Origin of the sequence: Hyphococcus flavus, from assembly GCF_028748065.1 — a bacterium.
Lineage (GTDB): Bacteria > Pseudomonadota > Alphaproteobacteria > Caulobacterales > Parvularculaceae > Hyphococcus > Hyphococcus flavus.
The window spans coordinates 774,518-794,754 of sequence record NZ_CP118166.1 but is presented as its reverse complement, the minus strand read 5'-3'; the positions used below and the strand labels follow the sequence as shown (position 1 = coordinate 794,754).

Annotated in this window: 20 protein-coding genes and 1 tRNA gene; 14 read left to right on the top strand and 7 right to left on the bottom strand. The window is 54.0% G+C overall.

Going from position 1 to position 20,237, the window contains the following annotated elements; genetic code table 11:
* The first annotated feature begins 83 nt into the window (after positions 1-83).
* Entirely contained in the window at positions 84-1,046 is a 963-nt protein-coding gene (locus PUV54_RS03955; protein WP_274494266.1) for an alpha/beta fold hydrolase, read from the top strand.
* Positions 1,047-2,366 (top strand): spinster family MFS transporter, encoded by a 1,320-nt coding sequence (locus tag PUV54_RS03950; RefSeq protein WP_274494265.1) that lies wholly within the window; start codon positions 1,047-1,049, stop codon positions 2,364-2,366.
* A gap of 21 nt (positions 2,367-2,387) precedes the next feature.
* Here the strand turns inward: PUV54_RS03950 and PUV54_RS03945 are convergent, their stop codons facing one another.
* The 4 genes from PUV54_RS03945 to cpdR all read right to left on the bottom strand — a co-directional run bounded on the left by PUV54_RS03945 (position 2,388) and on the right by cpdR (position 5,111).
* Positions 2,388-3,146 carry a hypothetical protein gene (locus PUV54_RS03945; RefSeq protein WP_274494264.1) on the bottom strand — a complete coding sequence of 253 codons (759 nt, stop codon included), beginning with the start codon at positions 3,144-3,146 and terminating at the stop codon, positions 2,388-2,390.
* Positions 3,137-4,246 (bottom strand): DNA/RNA non-specific endonuclease, encoded by a 1,110-nt coding sequence (locus PUV54_RS03940; RefSeq protein WP_274494263.1) that lies wholly within the window; start codon positions 4,244-4,246, stop codon positions 3,137-3,139. Before PUV54_RS03940 ends, PUV54_RS03945 begins: the two co-directional genes overlap by 10 nt.
* Positions 4,247-4,570: 324 nt before the next feature.
* Positions 4,571-4,645 (bottom strand) — tRNA-Val (locus PUV54_RS03935).
* A gap of 106 nt (positions 4,646-4,751) precedes the next feature.
* Complete coding sequence (cpdR, locus tag PUV54_RS03930) at positions 4,752-5,111, bottom strand: cell cycle two-component system response regulator CpdR (RefSeq protein WP_274494262.1); 360 nt, start codon at positions 5,109-5,111, stop codon at positions 4,752-4,754.
* Positions 5,112-5,329: 218 nt separating this feature from the next.
* Here cpdR and PUV54_RS03925 point away from each other — a divergent pair, with 218 nt between their 5' ends.
* The 4 genes from PUV54_RS03925 (at position 5,330) to PUV54_RS03910 (ending at position 9,199) form a co-directional block, all read left to right on the top strand.
* Entirely contained in the window at positions 5,330-6,235 is a 906-nt protein-coding gene (locus PUV54_RS03925) for an N-formylglutamate amidohydrolase (protein ID WP_274494261.1), read from the top strand.
* 288 nt (positions 6,236-6,523) lie between these two features.
* Positions 6,524-7,708, top strand: a complete 1,185-nt coding sequence (locus tag PUV54_RS03920) for a glycosyltransferase family 4 protein (protein ID WP_274494260.1) — start codon at positions 6,524-6,526, stop codon at positions 7,706-7,708.
* Between the two features lie 199 nt (positions 7,709-7,907).
* Positions 7,908-8,303, top strand: coding sequence for a helix-turn-helix domain-containing protein (locus PUV54_RS03915; protein WP_274494259.1), 396 nt, complete (start codon positions 7,908-7,910; stop codon positions 8,301-8,303).
* Positions 8,304-8,377: 74 nt separating this feature from the next.
* Positions 8,378-9,199 (top strand): inositol monophosphatase family protein, encoded by an 822-nt coding sequence (locus PUV54_RS03910; RefSeq protein ID WP_274494258.1) that lies wholly within the window; start codon positions 8,378-8,380, stop codon positions 9,197-9,199.
* A gap of 207 nt (positions 9,200-9,406) precedes the next feature.
* Here PUV54_RS03910 and PUV54_RS03905 read toward each other — a convergent pair whose 3' ends face one another.
* Positions 9,407-10,339, bottom strand: a complete 933-nt coding sequence (locus PUV54_RS03905) for an alpha/beta hydrolase (RefSeq protein WP_274494257.1) — start codon at positions 10,337-10,339, stop codon at positions 9,407-9,409.
* 320 nt (positions 10,340-10,659) lie between these two features.
* The gene (locus PUV54_RS03900) at positions 10,660-11,577 is read right to left on the bottom strand and encodes a class I SAM-dependent methyltransferase (RefSeq protein ID WP_274494256.1); all 918 of its coding nucleotides are present in this window, start codon (positions 11,575-11,577) and stop codon (positions 10,660-10,662) included.
* A gap of 232 nt (positions 11,578-11,809) precedes the next feature.
* Between PUV54_RS03900 and PUV54_RS03895 the strand changes: the two genes are divergently transcribed.
* Both PUV54_RS03895 and PUV54_RS03890 read left to right on the top strand, forming a co-directional pair.
* Positions 11,810-12,271, top strand: a complete 462-nt coding sequence (locus PUV54_RS03895; RefSeq protein ID WP_274494255.1) for an Hsp20 family protein — start codon at positions 11,810-11,812, stop codon at positions 12,269-12,271.
* A 173-nt stretch (positions 12,272-12,444) separates the two neighbouring features.
* On the top strand, positions 12,445-12,702 hold the full coding sequence (locus PUV54_RS03890; protein ID WP_274494254.1) for a hypothetical protein: 258 nt from the start codon (positions 12,445-12,447) through the stop codon (positions 12,700-12,702).
* Positions 12,703-12,706: 4 nt separating this feature from the next.
* Here PUV54_RS03890 and PUV54_RS03885 read toward each other — a convergent pair whose 3' ends face one another.
* Positions 12,707-13,495, bottom strand: coding sequence for an inositol monophosphatase family protein (locus PUV54_RS03885; protein ID WP_274494253.1), 789 nt, complete (start codon positions 13,493-13,495; stop codon positions 12,707-12,709).
* 131 nt (positions 13,496-13,626) lie between these two features.
* Between PUV54_RS03885 and PUV54_RS03880 the strand changes: the two genes are divergently transcribed.
* From PUV54_RS03880 to PUV54_RS03855, 6 genes are all read left to right on the top strand, one after another.
* Entirely contained in the window at positions 13,627-15,135 is a 1,509-nt protein-coding gene (locus PUV54_RS03880; protein ID WP_274494252.1) for a lipopolysaccharide biosynthesis protein, read from the top strand.
* 80 nt (positions 15,136-15,215) lie between these two features.
* The gene (locus PUV54_RS03875) at positions 15,216-16,943 is read left to right on the top strand and encodes a class I adenylate-forming enzyme family protein (protein ID WP_274494251.1); all 1,728 of its coding nucleotides are present in this window, start codon (positions 15,216-15,218) and stop codon (positions 16,941-16,943) included.
* Positions 16,944-16,958: 15 nt separating this feature from the next.
* On the top strand, positions 16,959-18,170 hold the full coding sequence (locus tag PUV54_RS03870; protein ID WP_274494250.1) for an acyl-CoA dehydrogenase family protein: 1,212 nt from the start codon (positions 16,959-16,961) through the stop codon (positions 18,168-18,170).
* 10 nt (positions 18,171-18,180) lie between these two features.
* Positions 18,181-19,320, top strand: a complete 1,140-nt coding sequence (locus PUV54_RS03865) for an acyl-CoA dehydrogenase family protein (RefSeq protein WP_274494249.1) — start codon at positions 18,181-18,183, stop codon at positions 19,318-19,320.
* A gap of 11 nt (positions 19,321-19,331) precedes the next feature.
* Positions 19,332-19,787 (top strand): MaoC family dehydratase, encoded by a 456-nt coding sequence (locus PUV54_RS03860; RefSeq protein WP_274494248.1) that lies wholly within the window; start codon positions 19,332-19,334, stop codon positions 19,785-19,787.
* Positions 19,788-20,231, top strand: coding sequence for an OsmC family protein (locus PUV54_RS03855; protein WP_274494247.1), 444 nt, complete (start codon positions 19,788-19,790; stop codon positions 20,229-20,231).
* Positions 20,232-20,237 lie beyond the last annotated feature (6 nt).

Sequence of the window (20,237 nt, the reverse complement as noted above, 5' to 3'; positions counted from 1 at the left end):
GGGGGCGGGCGGTTTGTGGCTGGCGATCATTGCGTATCATTGATCGCCGCCGCTGCGTCTGAAGATCACGGATTGCGTTTCCCATGATAAAAAAATTTTTTATTACGCTCCTTCTTATCATTCTTGCGGGGGCGGGCGTGTTCGGCGTCATGACGTGGCGGGCGGCAAAAGGCGTTCCCGCTGATGACATAGATGCGAAATATATGACGTCCGATGATCGCATAGTTGAGATTGCGGGCGCGCAGGTAAGAGTGCGGGAACAGGGCCCAGAGGATGGTCATCCGGTCCTGCTGGTGCACGGTTTCACCCATTCTCTTGAGACATGGAACAATTGGACTGATGCATTAAAGTCTGACTATCGCGTCATACGGTATGACTTGCTCGGGCATGGACTTACAGGACCAGACCCGCTGGAGCGTTATGCACCACAGGAGCGCGCGGCATTCATTGGCGATATAATGGATGCGCTTGGCCTAGACAGCGTTGTGATCGCTGGCAATTCGTTGGGCGGACTCGCCGCATGGCGGTTTGCAGCCGAGCAGGGTGACAAGGTCAATGGGTTGATCTTGATTTCCGCTGGCGCGTTTCCGCTGAATGGCGTCAGCGATACGCCCGCTGAAATCCCGGCCGCTATGAAAGCCTACTTGCTGACAGCGCCGGAGGCTGGTGTGCGCGCAAGTGCGGAGATAATTTACGGTGACGATAGCAAGATCACGGATGGTCGCGTTGCAACGATGCGAGACATGATCAGACGCGAAGGAAACGGACAGGCGCTGATTAAATCATTGGAAGAATTCACCCTGCCTGACCCGGCAGAAGCCTTGTCGAGCATTACCGCGCCGACATTGATCCTTTGGGGTGAGAACGATGTGATCATTCCCATTGAACAGGGAAGGCGCATCGAGGAACTTATTCCGAATGCACGTTTGCTTTCCTATCCAGGCGTCGGCCATGCAGCGCAGGAAGAAGCGCCCGAAGAAACGGTCGCTGACGCGAAAGCTTTTCTGGAGTCGTTAAATCAACCTTTCGAAGAAAGCAGCGAATAGATGAGCGATAAGCCAGCGTCCCCGTTTTATCGCGGCTATGTCCTGTTCATTCTTGTTGTCGTCTACACGTTCAACTTTATCGACCGCCAGATCGTCGGCATTCTCGCTGTTCCCATTAAATCTGATCTAGGGCTGTCTGACACGCAGTTAAGCCTGATGGGCGGTTTGGCGTTTGCGCTGTTCTATACGTTTTTGGGCATTCCCATCGCCATGCTGGCGGACCGTAGGAGCCGTACATGGATCATGACGGTGGCGCTAGCGGTTTGGAGCGCCATGACGGCGGCTTGTGGTTTTGCACAAAACTTTTTGCAGTTGTTTCTGGCGCGGCTCGGTGTTGGCGTGGGGGAGGCAGGTGGCGTCGCCCCGGCCTATTCGCTGATTGCCGATTATTTCCCACCTGAAAAGCGCGCGCGTGCGCTATCAATTTACTCCTTCGGTATTCCGGTTGGTTCAGCGTTAGGCATTTTGCTCGGTGGGGTGCTGACGAGTTATCTCGGCTGGCGAGCGGCGTTCATTATCGTGGGGCTGGCTGGTCTCGCCATTGCTCCTGTTTTCCGTTTGACCATGCGCGAGCCGAAACGTGGTGGTTTTGATGGCGACGGCGCAGTAACCACGCCTGCAAAAGTGAGCGATGTCGTTTCCACGCTCGTGCAAAAACCGAGTTTCTGGGGGCTGTCGCTTGGCGCCGCGAGTTCGTCAATGATGGGCTACGGTCTGATTTTCTGGTTGCCATCGTTCTTTGTGCGGAGTTTTGGAGAAGCGTTGCCTGGGTTTTTTGCCTGGATGCCGGATGCGCTTGTCCCCGCAAATGCCGGGCCTGTGCTTTATGCATCGTACTTTTACGCGACCGTTCTATTGTTAGGCGGCATCGCTGGCATCTGGCTTGGCGGCGTCATGGCTGACAGATACGGGCCTGAGCGAAAAGCGGCCTACGCGCTCGTGCCTGCAGCGGCGTTCATTGCTACGGTTCCGTTTTTTATTGTGGGCGTACTCGCGAACTCCTTGTGGATTGCATTCCCTGCATTTCTAGGATTGCAGGCGTTGAGCCTTGTCTGGCTCGGTCCAGTTTTGACCGCTTTTCAACAGCTCGTTCAGCCGAATATGCGGGCGACCGCATCCGCCGTCTTTTTGTTCATCAACAATCTGATCGGTATTGGTCTTGGCAACCTCATCATCGGCGCCATTTCAGACAGCTTGAAAGCGGTCTATGGCGATGAGTCTCTGCGTTATGCGATCCTGTCGGGCATCATCTTTTACGTGATTGCAGCTACGCTGTTCATCATCACGGCGCCGCGCCTTAAAAAAGACTGGGCGTCCTGAGGTTTCGATATCAAGCTTCTATCAGCTTGGGCGCGTTCTAACTTCAAGCTCTGACGGATTTTCAGGTTCAGTGCGCGCACCCAAGTTGCTGATCAATCGATGGATGCCATTGGTACCGCCGGCGATGAGGCCGGCTGTTCCGGCGATATCCACGATCTGAAGCGCCGCCCATTGGATGTTGCTCAGCGCAGCGTAAGGAACATCCAGTAATGGTGAAATGACGCGAACCCCGGCAAGCGCAATCAACGTGCCAAACAGCAATGAAAATGACAGCGCCCTTATCCTTGTCCCGGTTCGGTAGGAAGTCAGTCTGTGGTAAACGCGGTTGCGCCGGTCTTTTAACGCCAATAATGCGCTTTCCATGGATTGCGCTTTGCTGTCTCCCGAGGCCTTGGCTGCGTCGTAACTGTTCTGCCTGTCTTCAAGCAGCGAGTTTAAAGCTTCGAGATGGCGGGTCGTGAGCTTGCGTCGGATGGCCCGCGTACTGCCGATGAAAACTTCTACGGCGCGCTCCATCAAAGCAGTGATGACTGCGAAAGACATAAGAATATCTATGGCTATATTCGTGGTGTCAGGCATGAAGTAGAGCGGTACAAAAAGACGATTGCCTTCGCGTCCTGACTCCCAGCCTTGGGTGACGACAATAAATAACGCGACAGCTCCAATGATTAATACAGTGATCAACCAAGGCGCATCCTGCTTCTCAAGCCGGTAACCTTTCAGATCGTGTTCCTGGAAAGCAACATACTCCTGGGACTCCTGTCCATTCTCTAGGGGCATCGGTTCCTTCTCCGCTTTGAGCTGATGGAAATGGTGTTCGCTTCGACAGTTTCTTCCGTTGCGGCGTCCAGGCTGGCGTAAAGGTCAAGACCAAGAAGCCCCTCAACGCGGTCAATTGAATACTGATAATCAAAAAAGCTTCCCATGGGCCGGTGGATGTTGGTCATCACAAAGGCAAATCCATCCCATTCGCCATCCTGCTCAACCAGAAATGTCTTGAATGTATGTGACGGCACGGCAATCCGTCTTTGCCGGATGTCCATCCTGCGCTCGGGTTCCACGCGGTCGCCAGCGGCGCTGAGGCAACGGCACGAACTATCAAAAGGCGGCTCAAGACATTCTTTCTTCAAGTCGAGCGACAGGCTGCCCGTGAATATCCAGACCGTTGCGCCGTCCTCCACAAAACCACGCACATGCTTTTCCAGCTTTGACCATGCGCCTGAGTTTACGCTGCCCGATTGCGGAACAGCGTTCGAAAACTGGTGGGTGAAGTCGACGGCTGGCTGTGTTCGCGTGAATGCTTCCGCCGGGGCCATATGACCGCGATGCCAGCCAGAACCCACATACTCTCTATCAAACGCCTGCAAGAGCGGTGCGATGCGCGTGTCTTGTTCCCAGCTGGATTTTTTTCTGTCGCCGGGACCCGACATCGCATTTGGACTTAAGCGATAAGCCACCCACAACGGTATGCGCCAACTGGTATCGAAGCAGACGACGAAAAGCGGGTGGGTGAGGCGTTCGCGCGGACCGGTTTCTTCGCAAGGCGCATCCAGTAAGAGCGTTCTATCTGTATCGGACGGTCGCTCATTCGGAATTTCCATATCTGAAGTAAAAGCATTGCTGGCCAGAACCCACGCTTGCGCGTCGTCCATGGTAACGCGCAGCCAACGCCCTTCTCTTGCTGTATCTTCAATGACGGCGCTTGCGCCTTGCTCCGCAAAACCGACCAGGCTTGAGCGGGGAAGTCGATGTATCGGCACGCCGCGTGGGTTATCACTTCGGAGAATGACCTCGTCGCCAACATCAAATGGCTGTGCATTTGCGGGCGCCGCAAGAAAAATTGAAATTAAAATGAGTAGCGATCGCGGTGATGTAAGCATCTTGTAAGTTCGTTTCGATTTGAATTAGGTAAATCTTATAACGCTACTAGTGCCTTTACTACGCTTACATTATTGAGCATAACCCCAATCTTGTATAGGCGTCCAGCACTCATGCCCTAAGCGCACAAAGCGCGCGCCAGGCGTTTTGCATCCGCCGATGCAACAAAGTTCGCCTGTGAAGGACGAACTCAGATTTTCACCGCGAAGAAAGAAAATGAACGGCTTTAAACGACCGTTGCTGATCTGCGATTCACTTAAATGGAGCGATACGCCGCTAATGAGGATAGTGAGCTTACAGTAGTTGATTTAGCCGTTTAGCGAGCGTGGTGGGCGCACGTGGTTTCGAACCACGGACCTCTACCATGTCAAGGTAGCGCTCTACCCCTGAGCTATGCGCCCGAACGGCCTGATGCAAATCAGCGCAAGATGCGCGTGGCAGCCAATTCGAAGGGCCGGTCTCTAGCGATTATTTTCAGGAGAGGCAAGCCCGCACGCAAACTGTTCATTAGGCGGCAACGACGCGATCCACCTCATGAACAAGGTCTTTCAGGTGGAAAGGCTTTGACAGGACTTTCGCATCTTCAGGCGCCTGGTTGGCGGCATTTAGCGCCACTGCGGCAAAACCGGTAATAAACATGATTTTCATCTCAGGATCGATTTCCGCCGCGCGCCGCGCCAGTTCGATTCCATCCATCACCGGCATCACAATATCGGTGAGGAGGAGGTCAAACTCACGTAATTGGAGTTCGGTTAACGCCTCATCGCCTTGAGAAGCGTCAATCACCGAATGACCGGCCCGCTCCAGCGCCTTTTTGAGAAAACTGCGCATCGAGTCATCGTCTTCCGCCAGTAAAATCGCCGCCATAAGTGCAGACCTTTATCGTTACGCTTCAATTACTTTCAGGCGAATCAACCGCACCAGGGCGTCCAATATAGAGAATCCAGCAAGGTCGCCACCTGAATTAAGTCCTGTCCTGCAAAAAACGCTCCGCATCACCGCCCTTTAACGATATGACCTTAACGAAGCTTGCAACTTCGCGTTAACATGCCGGATGTCATTTTGTTTTCAAGCCTGGGTGCCTGATGCCGCCAAAGCCTAACTCTTCTGATCAGTTTGCGCCACGCCGCGCCGTTGAGGTGCTATCTCCCGAGCTGGCGACAACGCCGTTGATTTTCGCTTCTCCTCATTCGGGCCGTGATTATCCGGGTGAACTCTTGCGCAATACAAGGCTTGACCGGCACGCCTTGCGTCAGTCGGAAGACAGCTATGTGGACCTATTGTTTGACGAGGCGCCGCGTTTTGGCGCGCCACTGCTGCGCGCGCTGTTTCCTCGTGCATTTGTTGACGTCAATCGGGCGCGCGACGAGCTTGATCCCCGCATGTTTTCTGATGATGTGCCGAAGCATGCCGATACGCGGTCGAGCCGCGTCATTGCCGGTTTGGGGGTCATCCCGCGCATTGTCGCGGACGGCCAGGATATTTATTCCCGCAAACTCTATTATTTTGACGCCCGGCGCAGACTGGCGGCCTGTTACGACCCCTATCACGCGGCCTTAAGACGGCTGATTGATGATGCACGCTCTCAATTCGGGGTTGCGGTGCTGATCGACTGTCATTCCATGCCGTCAGCGGGCGGCGCTCCTTTCCGGGCTGGGGAGCCGCGGATCGATTTCGTACTGGGCGACCGTTTTGGCTCGTCGTGCGACCCGTCGATTGTCGCCGAGACGGAGGACATCCTGCGTGGGTATGGCTATCAGGTTGCCCGCAACGCGCCTTATGCCGGCGGCTATGTCGCTTCTTCCTACGGTCGGCCGCGAGAAGGCGTCCATGTGCTGCAAATCGAGATCAACAGGGCGCTTTACCTGGATGAGCGTCGCATAGCCCGGACAGGGGATTTTGAGACTTTGCGCTTGAATATGACCCGCCTGATAGAGCGGCTTGTCACGTCGCGCGGTATTGAACAGCGCCCGCCTCAGGCTGCTGAATAAAAAAAGGCCGCGGAAATCCGCGGCCTAAAGTCGTTAGGGAGGAAACGCCCAAGAACTTGGGCAGCAGCGCCATGCGCTGCACTTCAGAGACTAGCAGCAGAATATATTGCGACGCAACAGAAATTTCTGCAGTGCAGCATTGTTTTTTCGCAGTTGCACATATTGACAGGCCTTGCCGATCTAACAGCTTAACGATCGTAAATCCGGGCTAAGGCGCGGCTTTCGATTGTCAAAACAGCGCGGTTAGACTACCTCACGCGATCTTTAACCAGCGAAACGGCGGATTTCATGACAGAAGAGCAAGCGCAGCCGTCCGAAAAAACGGAAAAGAAGAAAAGCGCGCTGCGGCGGCTTGGCTCAGGCATGGGCAGGCTCACCAGAGCCAGAAAACAGTTTGATATGCCTAAAGGAGAGAGCGGCCTTAAAGTTGTTATCGCTACGGATGCGTGGAAACCCCAGTTAAACGGCGTTGTCAGAACGCTCGACACGCTCGGCAAAATCCTCACTGACTTTGGCAATGAGGTTCTTTACATAACGCCAAACGAGTTTCGTTCGGTGCCGCTGCCTTCCTATCCAGAAATTCGATTGTCGTTGTTGCCGAACCGTAAGGTCGCGAAATTGATCAACGACTTTCAGCCTGATGCAATTCACATTGCGACCGAGGGGCCGATCGGCCGGGCGACAAGACGGTTTTGTAAGCGACGCGGCTACCCGTTTACGACGAGCTTTCATACGCGCTTTGCCGAGTACGCCAATGAACGCTGGAAAGTGCCTACGCACTGGGGATACTCAATTCTGAAAGACTTTCACAAGGACGGCGAAACCATGATGGTGGCGACGCCTGGCCTAGTAGAGGAGCTAACTGAGCGCGGCTTTTCCAAAATGAAATTGTGGGCGCGCGGCGTCGATCTGGAACAGTTTCAGCCTGGCGATCGCAGTTTTCTTGATAGTCACGAGCGCCCGATTTTTCTCTATGTCGGCCGGCTGGCTGTTGAAAAAAGCATTGAAGATTTCCTCGAAGCTGACTTGCCAGGAACGAAACTTATTGTCGGCGATGGCCCGCAAAAAGAAGAATTGGAAGCAAAATATCCGGACGCTGTCTTCACCGGACCGAAATACGGAGACGAGCTGACAAAATATTATCAGGCTTCGGATGTTTTTGTATTCCCATCCCGCACAGACACTTTCGGCCTCGTGAATGTAGAGGCGCTTGCCTGCGGCGTGCCAGTGGCGGCCTATCCGGTACGCGGTCCCCTCGAAATTCTTGATGGCGCACCAGCTGGGTGCGGGGCGATGAACGAAGACCTGACAAAAGCGTGCCTCACGGCCTATGAAAAGCGCAATCCGGAAGAATGTCGTGCATGGGCAGAAAACTTTTCGTGGGAGGCGGCGTCGAGGCAATTTATTGTTAATCTCGAAACGCCGGGATTTGATGAGCAGTTCTGGTTACGCTCGGCGAAAATGATCGATTGAGATGCGCCCTGTGCCATCCCGGCACAGGAATTCCACCGCCGTTGCGTTTATGCAGCGTTCTACACTCTTAACGAGACGAAGTCGCGTAAGAGGCGAAAGGGTTTGCGCCGTTTCACCATTCCGGCATGGAGCTTGCGTTTACCCCCACAACGTTCAGCAGTTTTGCGCGGGCAGCGCACGGCGTTTGTGGAGTATGGTAATGGCGCATCCGATTGATATTCATGTGGGCAAAAGACTTAGGCAGCGACGCCGGCTTTTGGGATTAACCCAGGAAAAACTGGCGAATGCCGTTGATATTCGCTTTCAGCAAATCCAAAAATACGAAAGTGGCTCCAACAGGATTTCGGCGTCGCGTCTATGGTCTTTAGCGAAAGCCCTCGACGTGTCCATTTCGTATTTTTTCGAAGGCATGAACGGCGCCGAGCCGAAGCTCGATATCAATCTTCGCGAAGAGTACGGGTTTGCGGAAGCGCCTGCTGAAGGCCTTCTGGAAGAAAAAGAAACAATGGATCTTGTCCGTTACTATTATCGTCTCGACGAAGAACCCCGTCGGCGCCTGCTGGATCTTGCGCGTGCTTTATCCAACGAAGGTTAGCCTGCAAATAAAGAAGCTTTCCTGCGCCTAAAATTCTTGCACCAAGCGGCGGCGGTCTTCATGATCGCCGCCGCATGTCTTTTACACCTCAAGATCTTTCTGAATTCGCCGCCTTTGCAAACCGGCTGGCTGACGCCGCCCGGTTGAAAACATTGCCTCGTTTCCGCAATGGCATCCCCATCGTCAATAAGCTCGAAGAAACCCCGGGGGATGATTTCGACCCTGTCACCGACGCTGATCGGGAAGGCGAGCGCGCTATTCGGGACTTAATTGAGACAACCTATCCTGAACATGGAATCCTTGGAGAAGAATTCGAAGAGCGTGCAGGGAAATCCGCTTGGCGCTGGATTCTGGATCCGGTTGACGGTACGCGCGCATTTGTATGTGGTTGCGCGACATGGACGACGTTGATTGCGCTTGAGCGCGAAGGGGAGCCAGTGCTTGGGCTAATCGATCAGCCATTCATAAATGAGCGCTGGGTCGGCTTTAGCAGCAGTGTAACATACAGTGTTGGCGGTAAGGATGTGAATGCCAGGACGAGCGGCGTAAGGGAGCTTGCCGCCGCCCGAATTTCTACTACTGACCCGCTGGCGAGCGCTTATTACTCAGAAAAGGAAGCACAGTCGTTTGCGCGCGTTAATGCAGCCTCACGTGTGGCGCGCTTCAGCATGGATGCTTATGCTTATGGGCTACTGGCGATTGGCGAGCTGGATCTTGTGTTGGAAACTTGTTTGAAGCGTCATGACTATGCTGCGCTTATTCCTATTGTTGAGGGCGCCGGCGGCGTCGTCACCAATTGGCGAGGGCATGCGGTGGGGACGGATGATCGAGGCGAAGTTATCGCCGCGGCAACGCCGGAGCTGCATGAGGCGGCGCTAAAACTTTTAACGACTTAATCTAGGCTTTCGCATTGTGCTGCGAGATGGCCAGTCAACATCAGGGCCATCATATCTCTTGAGACATCGCCCGTATTCGGCGTGTTGCGAGCTTTGCTCGCTGAGGCACTCAGTAAATCTTATTTTGGCGCGTATATATCGATGACATGCCGTTTGGCTTCCGCAACAGGAGGGGGCGCTGTCAAACTGAGGCATTGAATTGAAAGGCTAGGGCTGAAAAATGGGCTCTACGAATTCATCAAATGCATCAAAATACGCTGTCCGCATCTCATCTTGTTCCATCATGATCTCATGGAGCGAGCCAGGAACGGTCTTCAGCCTAATATTCGGATTTGCGGCGGCGATTACAGCATGGTCTGTACCGTCAATCTGGCGTTCTTTTCCTGCTGTGATGATCAAAGTAGGAGTTTTTATTCCGTCAAGCGCGTGCGGGCGATGAATACTGTAGCTGGCCTTTATCGCTGCATTTACCCAGCCATAGGTCGGCGCCTTATTTGCTGCTTCCGGCGCGGTATGAAGTAATTGTCTGAATCGGGCGTGACGGACCGGATCACTGGTAAAAATATTTCCTTCAAAATGCTCAGCGTGATCTCTTTTTCGTATAACCGGTATTGCGGCGGCGCCAAAGATGACAGCAAGGCCGGAGATAAAGTCTGTGATCTTGTTATGCGGTTCGCGGAGCAGCCGCGTCATTGGCGCACAAAGAACAGCACGCTCAAACGCCGGATATCCGCTTGCAAGCAGCAATAGCGCTGACATGCCGCCCATGGAATGGGTCATTAATATGTATGGTCCGTTAAAGCGCGCCTTTACATGCAATTCCATAAAATGCCGCAAGTCACTCATGAGCAGATGAAAAAATTTACGCCATTTTATTTTTGGCGCGCTCTTGCGGTCAGAAAGCCCTTGTCCGCGCCAATCCATCATCGCAACGTTAAATTTGCGTGCGCGTAAATCTTCGATAACTTCGAAGTATTTCTCGATGAACTCAGGCCAGCCAGTCATAAGCACGACTGTAGCGCGCGCATTATCTACGGGAAAAAAGCCGCCGCGTAGTCTTGCTCCGTCAGGGGCGGAAAACTCCATAGCTTCAGCGCCGTCGGGTACTGGGTTGTCGTCGATTTCAATGAAGCGGCTCACTTTTTCAGACCTAAATGAAGCCGCGACATGACACTTATGTCTCCTGCGACGGCAACCCTCCCGGAAACATAGGCGCTTTCAAAAGCCCGGTTGCTGGCGAGCGCGCGAATAAGAGAGTCCCGTTTTCCGCGCCAAACACATGCTGGTTCTGTGTTGGCTGGCGGTTTCAAAAGTATGGTGGGCGTATCTTTCCTCCCGTCAACCCACAACGAATCGCCTTCTTCGGACAAAAGCGCCAGCACTGCGCCAAACGGAGCGGCAAAAAATTGTTTTGCCGCTCCGCATAACGGATTGTCTCGTTCTTCGGGCATTTTGCCAAACTATTCCAACAATGCGCCGTCCGCAGCGATTGGTTTACGGAATTTTAGCGTCATGCGGTCGCTTTCGCCGATAGCGTCATAAGCAGCGCGGTCAAAATCCGGGTCTTCCTGGCCGCGGATTTCAGACGATCGACGTACTGGCGGCAATGTCCAGACACCGAACGGATGATCTTTCGTATCGGCGGCGTTTGCGTTTATTTCAGATGCGGCGTCATAATCAAACCCGGCTTCGGTCGCAAAAGCGATCACATCGTCCGTATACATATAACCAGACGACCCATCACGAGGTAACTCGGCGCCATCGGCTCTGTGATCGATAACGCCCAGGATGCCGCCCGGTTTCAGCGCGCGGTAAAATTCGGCGAAATTCGCGGCCGCTTCTCCTTCATCCCGCCAACCGTGAACGTTACGGAACGTAACGACAGCATCGGCTGACCCTTCTGGCGCGATATGATAGCCGTCACCCAAATAGGTCATCTCGACTTCGCCATAGATGTCTGGTTGCTCCACGTAAGTCGTGCGAAATGTTTCGTTCGCGGCCAGGGCGCGCTCGCTTGCGCCTTCTAGCGCGAAACCGGTAGCATAGAGTTTGCCGCCGCCTGTCTTGAGGTATGGCGCAATGACTTGCGTGTACCAGCCGCCGCCCGGAGATATTTCAACGACGGTCATGTCTGGTTCAATGCCGAAGAAAAGCAGCGTTTCTTTGGGGTTGCGATATTGATCTCTAGCCCGCTCTTCGTCTGATCGATGGCTGCCGGCCAGAACCGCATCAAGACGCGCCGCATTGTCCATCGGCGCCGCTGGCTCAGAGTCTGCTGCAGGGTCGCTGGACGCATTGTTGTCGCCTCCACATGCGCTAAGCCCCAACGCCAACCCGGCCAATGCAAATCCATAAGGAAGGATCTTCAGAAAATTCATAAGTACTCGCTCCCATCTTCAATTGAGAGCGTCTTTACCATGCTTTTCACGTGGGTCTAATGGGTGATTTCTCATATGACAGGCTCTTGAACCCCCTGCCGGAGCGACTATCTCAAATTATGACGGAGGCCAGATGGCTTCGTCTGATAGCAACTCTGGGCGCTCTATCCCGGCCATACCGGCGGGAAACCGGGCGTCTCAACCCTCGCTTGAGCTAAGGAGGAACAAGCACATGCGCACTTTTGATCTAACCCCCCTTTATCGTTCAACCGTCGGCTTTGACCGCGTTTTCGACTTGCTCGATACCATGGGCAAGACCGACACTAGCGGTTATCCGCCCTACAACATTGAACGAGTTGATGAAAATGATTACCGCATCACTCTCGCAGTCGCAGGGTTTGCTGACGACGAGCTTGATGTGGAACTGCACGAGAATACGTTGACCGTGACTGGCAATCGAAGCGAGACCGACAATGGCCGCACATTCCTGCATCAAGGTATTGCAGGTCGATCTTTCCAGCGCCGTTTTCAGCTCGCCGAACATGTGGAAGTCGCCGGCGCAAGTCTTGTAAACGGGCTCTTGAATATTGAACTGAGACGGGAAATCCCGGAATCGGCAAAGCCCCGCAAGATTTCAATTGGCGGCGACAAAGCCGGCAATGTCAAAGTCCTGAAAGACGCTGACGCCGCTTAAAACGTTGCTTAATCGACAATAAGCGAAATTCGGGGCTGCTATGCCAGCCCCGATTGTAGAAGAGCGCGGGTAGCCCTCTTGTCCCTCCCTTTGATTCCCCGCGCTCTTTTTTATTGTTGCTCGCGCTGTTAGCATGCTGCCTGCGCAATCAATGGCGCGATGGAGGCTGGCGTATGGCGACGTTGTTTAAATTCTTTATTCTGGCGGCGGGAATTCTGACCGTGTCAGCGTGCGCCTCTGACCCGGGGCCTCGTTACGGCCAACAGCCTTCCATCTCGATCCCCTATGATCCTTACGATTTCGATCCAGACGACTTGTTCGCCGAGGCCCAGACACATTGTGAAGCTTACGGATTAAACGCCCAGTTTGATGGTGAGACCGTTGACCCGCAATCAGTCCGCTGGCGCTACAGGCATTATCTTTGCTTGTAACAACCTAGTCTCTTAGCAGATTTTGGGCTTTTTCATAGATTTCCGGATTTGTCGCCAGAATTGAGCCGGCGGTTAGGTAATGCTTTCCGCCCTCGATTTCGCTGACCATGCCGCCAGCTTCGCGCACGAGACATGCGCCCGCTGCGACGTCCCAGATATTAAGGTTGCGTTCCCAGAATGCATCGAAGCGGCCGGCGGCGACAAAAGCCAAGTCCAAAGCCGCAGCGCCGAACCTTCGAATGCCTGAGGTTTCTCTCAAGACACGTTTTGTTTCTTCCAGCGCTTGCTTGCGTCCGGGACGTCCTGCGAAAGGCAATCCGCAGGCAAAAAGGCAAGTACTTAGGTCTGTACGTCCGGAAACGCGGATACGACGATCGTTAAGGTAAGCGCCTTCCCCTTTTTCAGCCCAGAACAATTCATCGGTTGCCGGATTATAGACAACGCCGGCATAGGGCTGACGGTCACGTTCAAGGGCAATCGAGATTGCGAATTGTGGTAATCCATGAAGAAAGTTTGTAGTTCCGTCGAGAGGGTCGATTATCCATCGATTGGAATTATCAGAACCTTCAACTTCTCCCTTCTCTTCCATGACGAAACCATATTTTGGCCGAGCCTTGGAAAGTTCCTCGTAAATTTCCTCTTCAGCCTTGAGGTCAGCGCGAGAGACGAAATCAGCCGCGCCTTTCCTTGAAACTTGGAGCGCCTGAGCCTCGCCAAAATCGCGTACAAGTCCGCGCGCCGCCTTGCGGGCGGCGTTAATCATGACGGTCATAAGGGCAGAGGTATGCGGCATGGATGCACCAGTAAAATACTCCTCTTCGCAACTAAAGAGGCGAAAGCGACTAAGCAATACCCCAAAATGGGAATATCGCCATTGTTGACGAAACCGGTTAAGCGCCTGTCCTATAGTAATCAGGATGAATTATGTCTGATCCGGCGAATGTTGGCGGTGCTCAGTCCCTGACGACGCGGGTCGCTCATGGTGCGGCCTGGATAATGGGGGCGGGGTTATTTGCGCGCCTCATCGGGGCGCTCAATACGATTATCGTCGCTCGGCTGCTCGTGCCGGAAGATATAGGCATCGTCGCCACCGCGACTATCGCGATGCAGCTCCTTCAGGGAGTGTCAGACATCGGCGTTGCTCAGGCGGTCGTGAAGTTTCGCGATGCGGACCGTGACGATCTCGACACGTTATTCACGTTCTCACTCATCAGAGGCGTGATCATTGCTGCGATTTTGTTTACAGCGGCGCCGTTCGCGGCAGATTTTTACGGCGATCCCAGATTATTTTGGGCGTTTTCAGGAATTGCGCTTTTCCCTGTTCTCCTCGGCCTTGTTAATCCAAAATTTTATGAGTTCGAACGAGACCTAAAATTTTCTCGCGAGTTCATTGTCGTCATTGTCAACCGGCTTGTTGGCGTTGCCGTATCTTTGAGCATCGCCATTATTTTTCGGACTTACTGGGCGATCATATTAGGTCTGATTGCAGGTGGGGTCGTCCAGGCGGTATTATCGTATGGTTTGCGGCCATACGCGCCGAGGTTTTCTCTTAAATCTTTTCGTAAGCTGATCGGTTTTTCAGGCTGGCTAGGCGGCGTCAGCTTCATGGCGGCGCTTAATAATAAACTCGATGTTCCGATCGTCAGCCGCCTGGTTGGAACCAGCGGCGGCGGCGCCTATTTCCTCGGGTTTCAGTTATCCGAAATGGTTGCCGGGCAGATCGCCATGCCTATGACACGTGCAATCTTTCCGGGCCTCTCCGAGATGCAAGGGGACGCCGCCCGAATGCGCGGCGCATTTCTTCGCGGTGTCGAGGCGTTGGGCGCGTTCGCCATGCCTGCAGCGTTCGGCCTTGGTTTCGTGGCGACCGATTTCACTTATGTCTTGCTTGGCGACAAATGGAGCGCCGCTGTCCCCGTAATTACTTTTCTCGCGCCAGTCGTTGGTCTGCAGTCACTCTTTTTCGCCACGCAAGCCTACGCTGTTGCTCTTGGGCTTACGAGGCTTGTTTTCCTGCGGGAACTCGTATTCTTTGTGGTGAGGACGCCCATATTTATTTGGGCGGTGCTGGCTCACGGTCTGACAGGAGGCGTCATTGCCGCTGCTGGGGCCGGGCTTTTCCACGTTGTTCTAAATCTTGTACTTTATGCTCGGGCGAGCCATCGCGGCTTTTGGGAGCCGCTATTGGCGGCGCGCCGGTCGCTAAGCGCCATTGCCGCCATGGCGGTGTGGTTTTTAGTACTGCGGCCGAATTTCAGCAGTTTCCAGGAGATGTCTGCACTCTTGCGGCTTTTGGCAGATGTGTTGGCTGGCGCTGTTATATATATAAGTGCGATTTATGGCTTGTGGCGCCTCGAGGGGCGGCCAGAAGGCATCGAAGAAAAAATCAGCACCTACCTAGGATCAATCCGAAACCGCATTTCTGCAAATTAACCCCGGGTGACTGCATACGGTTGTTCCGTCAGCGCTCACCGTCGGCTAGATACATGGAAAACTAAACAAAAAGGTTTTCGATGTCAGGGAAGAGTAACCCGCTAGCCGACGCACCGCCGCTTGAACTTCAAACGTTGATCGAAGCGGCGATGAAACTCGTCGGCACGGACCCGCAATTTGCGATCACAGAGGCTGAGATTCGCGGTAACAAGTATCGTGTTTTTGCGAATGCGCCGCGTCACCTGCGGACGATCTTCGCCGATAGCGCCAAATTCGGCGATCAGGATTTTTTGATTTTCAAAGGTGAGCGCCTGAGTTTTGCCGAAACCTGGTCACGCGTGTGCCGGTTCGCGCATGCCCTTGAGAATGAGCTCGGCGTCAAGAAGGGCGATTATGTCGCTCTCGCCATGCGCAACTATCCTGAGTGGTGCATTGCCTACATGGCGATCATTTCGCTCGGCGCGGTTGTGGTGCCGTTAAATGCCTGGTGGAAAGCTGACGAGCTGGAATACGGCCTGAGGGACAGCGGTGCAAAAATCGTCATCGCCGACGCGCGACGTCTCGAATATCTAAAGCCTCTGCATGAAAAGATGGGTTTGACGCTGATCCTCGCCCGGGAGGAAGGCGAGGGCGCTGATTTTCGCTATGAAGATCTGCTCGCGGGTTCATCGAATACTGAAGAGCCGCAAGTCGATATCGATCCGGAAGACGATTTTTCACTTGTTTACACGTCCGGTTCCACCGGTCAGCCGAAAGGCGTTGTGTTGACTCATCGCGGCGCTGTTTCAACCCTGTGGTCCTGGTGGTTTGTCGTCAACACGCTGACGCTTGCCCGCGATGGTATTAGTCCCATGGGCGAAAACCCTGGCATTCTGCTCGCGGTGCCATTGTTCCATGTTACGGGCTCTCACTCGATCTTCATGATGTCGATGATTATCGGCCGGCGGCTCGCTATGATTTATCGCTGGGATGCAAAAGACGCCGCGCGCATCATCAGGGAAGAAAGCCTTACGAATTTTGTCGGCGTGCCGAGCCAGTCTTATGAATTGACACAAAGCGTCGATCCAGGGGAAGTGCCGACCCTGATGGATATCGGTTCTGGCGGCGCCAAACGCCCGCCCGATCACGTAAAAAAACTAAAAGAAAAATTTCACAACGCTAATCCATCTTCCGGTTACGGATTATCGGAAACAAATGCGATTGGTTGCGTCATCTCGCAGAATTTTTATCAGGAACGCCCGGACTCAACAGGGCGGCCCGTACCGCCTGTAACGGACATAAAAATTGTAAAAGACGGCAAGGATGTTGCGCGCGGTGAGGTTGGTGAAATCTGGATCAGAAGTCCCGCAAACTTCCGCGGTTATCACAACTTGCCGGAAGAAACGGCGAAGGCCCTGACGCCTGACGGCTGGTTCCGCACGGGCGACCTCGGCAGGATGGACGAGCAGGATTTCGTCTATATCGTCGATCGCATCAAGGATATGATCATTCGAGGCGGCGAGAATGTTTCCTGTCTGGAGGTTGAGAACCGTGCGTATGAGCATGACGGTGTTGCCGAGGCGGCGGTATTCTCCGTGCCTGACGACAAGCTGGGCGAGCGGGTTGGTCTCGTCGTTTATCCGAAAGACGGCGCGCAACTGCACCCGGCGGAATTGCGTGCATTCATAAATGAGGAACTGGCGGACTTTAAAACGCCGGAACGCATCTGGATTTCACCTTCGCCATTGCCCAGACTGGGAACGGCGAAGTTCGATAAAATAACCGTGCGAAAAATCGCATTGGAACACCCGCCTGCGCTGGCGATCTAAAAGAGAGGAAACGCCATGAGCGACTTGGAAGCTTTCCGTAAAGAAGTGCGGGCCTGGCTCGAAGAGAACTGTCCCAAGGAAATGCGTGATGCGGGCGCCGGCGGCGAGGATTCGATCTGCTGGGGCGGTAAACGCTGGACGTTCGAATCCGAAGCGCAAAAGATCTGGCTGGGTCGCATGGCGGAAAAGGGCTGGACCGTTCCCTCCTGGCCGAAAGAATATGGCGGCGGCGGGCTTTCAAAGGAAGAAGTCAAAATCCTGAAAGCTGAGATGCGCGCTATCAAGGCGCGCTCGCCGCTTGAAAGTTTCGGCATCTGGATGTTGGGTCCGGCGCTTTTGAAGTACGGAACGCATGAACAGAAAGCACATTTTCTTCCGCCCATAGCGCGCGGTGAAATCCGCTGGTGCCAGGGTTATTCGGAACCAAACGCGGGCTCCGACCTCGCGTCATTGCAATGTAAATGCGAAGACAAGGGCGATCACTGGCTGATTAACGGTCAGAAGGTGTGGACTTCTTACGCCGATGAAGCGGACTGGATTTTTGTCCTTGTGCGTACCGATCCGAAAGCGACCAAGCACACAGGTATAAGTTTTATTCTTGTCAATATGGAACAGGATGGCGTTTCGACCAAGCCCATTAAATTGATATCCGGCAAGTCGCCTTTCTGTGAAACATTCTTTGACGACGCGACCGTGCCAAAGGAGCATGCGCCGGGCGTTTCCGCCATTGTCGGCGAACTCAACAAGGGCTGGGACGTCGCGAAGTATCTCCTGACCCACGAGCGTGAAATGATCGGCGGCGGCGGATCGGCTTCGCTGATTGCCGCACGCAGCCCGGGCGAGATCGCAGCGCAGAAAACAGGTCTCGATGCGGGCGGTCGCCTAGATGATTCCATGCTGCGCGCTAAAATCGCACAGGCCGACGTCGATGGCTGGGCGTTCATGCTGACAATGGAGCGCATGAAAGACGAGGCGAAGGCGGGGCAGGGAACCGGCGCCAATTCGTCCATGCTCAAATATTACGGCACGGAACTGAACAAGCGCCGTTATGAATTGATGATGGATGCTGGCGGTTCGGATGAGCTCGAATGGGAAGGCGAGCGCACCAAGGATGGCAAGCTCGCGCGCGGATGGCTCAGAACCAAAGCCAACTCCATCGAAGGCGGCACATCTGAGGTACAGCTTAACATCATTGCAAAACGCATTCTTGAACTTCCGGGTGCGTGAAGGAAATAAAATGCCTCTAATCCTCAACGAAGAACAGGAAATGCTGCGCGACTCGGCGCGCGGGTTTCTGGACGAAAAGGCGCCCGTTGCGGCGCTGCGTAAACTGCGTGATGCCAACGATCCGGACGGTTTTTCTCGCGATCTCTGGAAAGAAATGGCGGAGATGGGCTGGGCCGGCATCATCGTAGACGAAGGCTATGGCGGTTCAGGTTTTGGTTTTGTCGGCGCCGGCGTGCTGGCGGAAGAGATGGGGCGTACACTGACGGCCTCGCCCTACCTTTCATCATCGATCCTTGCGGCAACGGCGCTGAAAAAGCTGGGGAACGACGCGCAACGGCAGGAAAATCTGCCAAAAATCGCTGCGGGCGAGTTGCTTTACGCACTTGCCGTAGATGAGGGGGCGAAACATGGACCCGCGAAGACCGCCATGGCGGCGGAAAAGCACGGCAACGGCTTCAAGCTTTCCGGTGATAAAACCTTTGTGGCTGATGGCCATGTGGCCGACAAGATAATTGTCGCTGCACGAACGGCAGGCTCGCCGGGTGAGAGAAAAGGGCTCACGCTTTTCCTTGTCGATTCAAAATCAAACGGCATCGAAGTCGAACGCACGCAAATGGTCGACAGCCGCAATGCCGCGCGGATCAAGTTCGACGGCGTCGAAGCCACCGGCGACGATATTCTTGGTGAAGTGGATGGCGGTTTTGGCGCGCTTGAGGGCGTATTGAATGCAGGGCGCGCCGGGCTGGCGGCGGAAATGTCCGGAGCCTCGCAAGCAGCCTTCAAGATGACTGTCGATTATCTAAAAGAACGCAAACAATTCGGAACTGAAATCGGAACTTTCCAGGCGCTGCAACATCGTGCGGCGCATCTTTATTCGGAAATCGAAATCGCAAAGTCAGCCGTGTTGAAAGCGCTGCAGGAACTTGACGACAATTACGGTATCGCCGGGGCTGTTTGTTCGCTTGCCAAAGCGAAAGTCGGCGAAGTGGCAAAGCTTGCCAGCCAGGAAGCGGTGCAGATGCATGGCGGTATTGGCATGACCGATGAGTATGACATTGGTTTTTACATGAAACGCATTCGCGTGGCGCAGGAAATGTTCGGCGATCCAGCGTTCCATGCAGACCGTATCGCGCAGCTTCGCGGTTATTGAGGACGAATTTCATGCCTGTCGTGACGCCGGACCAGATCAACGATTATATCGGAAAAGAAGTTGGCGTATCTGACTGGGTGTTGGTAGATCAGGACCGGATCGATAAATTCGCGGATGTTACCGAGGATCTTCAGTTTATTCATGTTGATCCGGAAGCGGCGGCGAAGACTCCGTTTGGCGGCACAATTGCGCATGGTTTTTTGACGTTATCCATGCTGTCGAAAATGGCGGCGGGAGCCGTGCTCATTCTTGAGGGTATCAAGATGGGCGTCAATTACGGGTTTGAAAAAGTCCGCTTTGTGAATGCTGTGAGGGCAGGAAAAAAGATCCGCGCCCGGTTTGCTCTGAAATCGGTCGAGAAGCGGTCCGGCGGTCAGTGGTCTCTCGTCTATGACGTCAAAGTCGAAATTGATGGCGAGGAAAAACCGGCGTTGATTGCCGAATGGCTCACCATGCAGGTGGTTTAAATGTCGGAACATCTGGCGACAATTAGCTGGAAGCGCGAAACGGAGAGTTTCGCCTATGACGATTATAATCGCACGCATTTTTGGCGCTTCGATAACGGCGAAGAAGTGCGCGCCGCCGCCGCGCCGGCGTTTTTAGGCGATCCGTCCTGCGTCGATCCCGAGGAAGCTTTTGTCGCGTCGGTTTCAAGCTGCCACATGCTGACATTTCTGGCGATTGCAGCGCGCAAGCGGCTGACGGTTGATTCCTATGAAGACAAGGCCGTTGGCTATATGGCAAAAAATGAGCATGGACGCCTTGCCGTCACGCGTGTGGAGCTTCGCCCGGAAATTACCTTTGCGGATGGCGTTGATGTCGATGCTGAAGCGCTCGCGAAAATGCACCATCTGTCACATGAGCAATGCTTCATTGCGAATTCAGTAAATACTGAAATCGTAGTAATTTAGAAACCG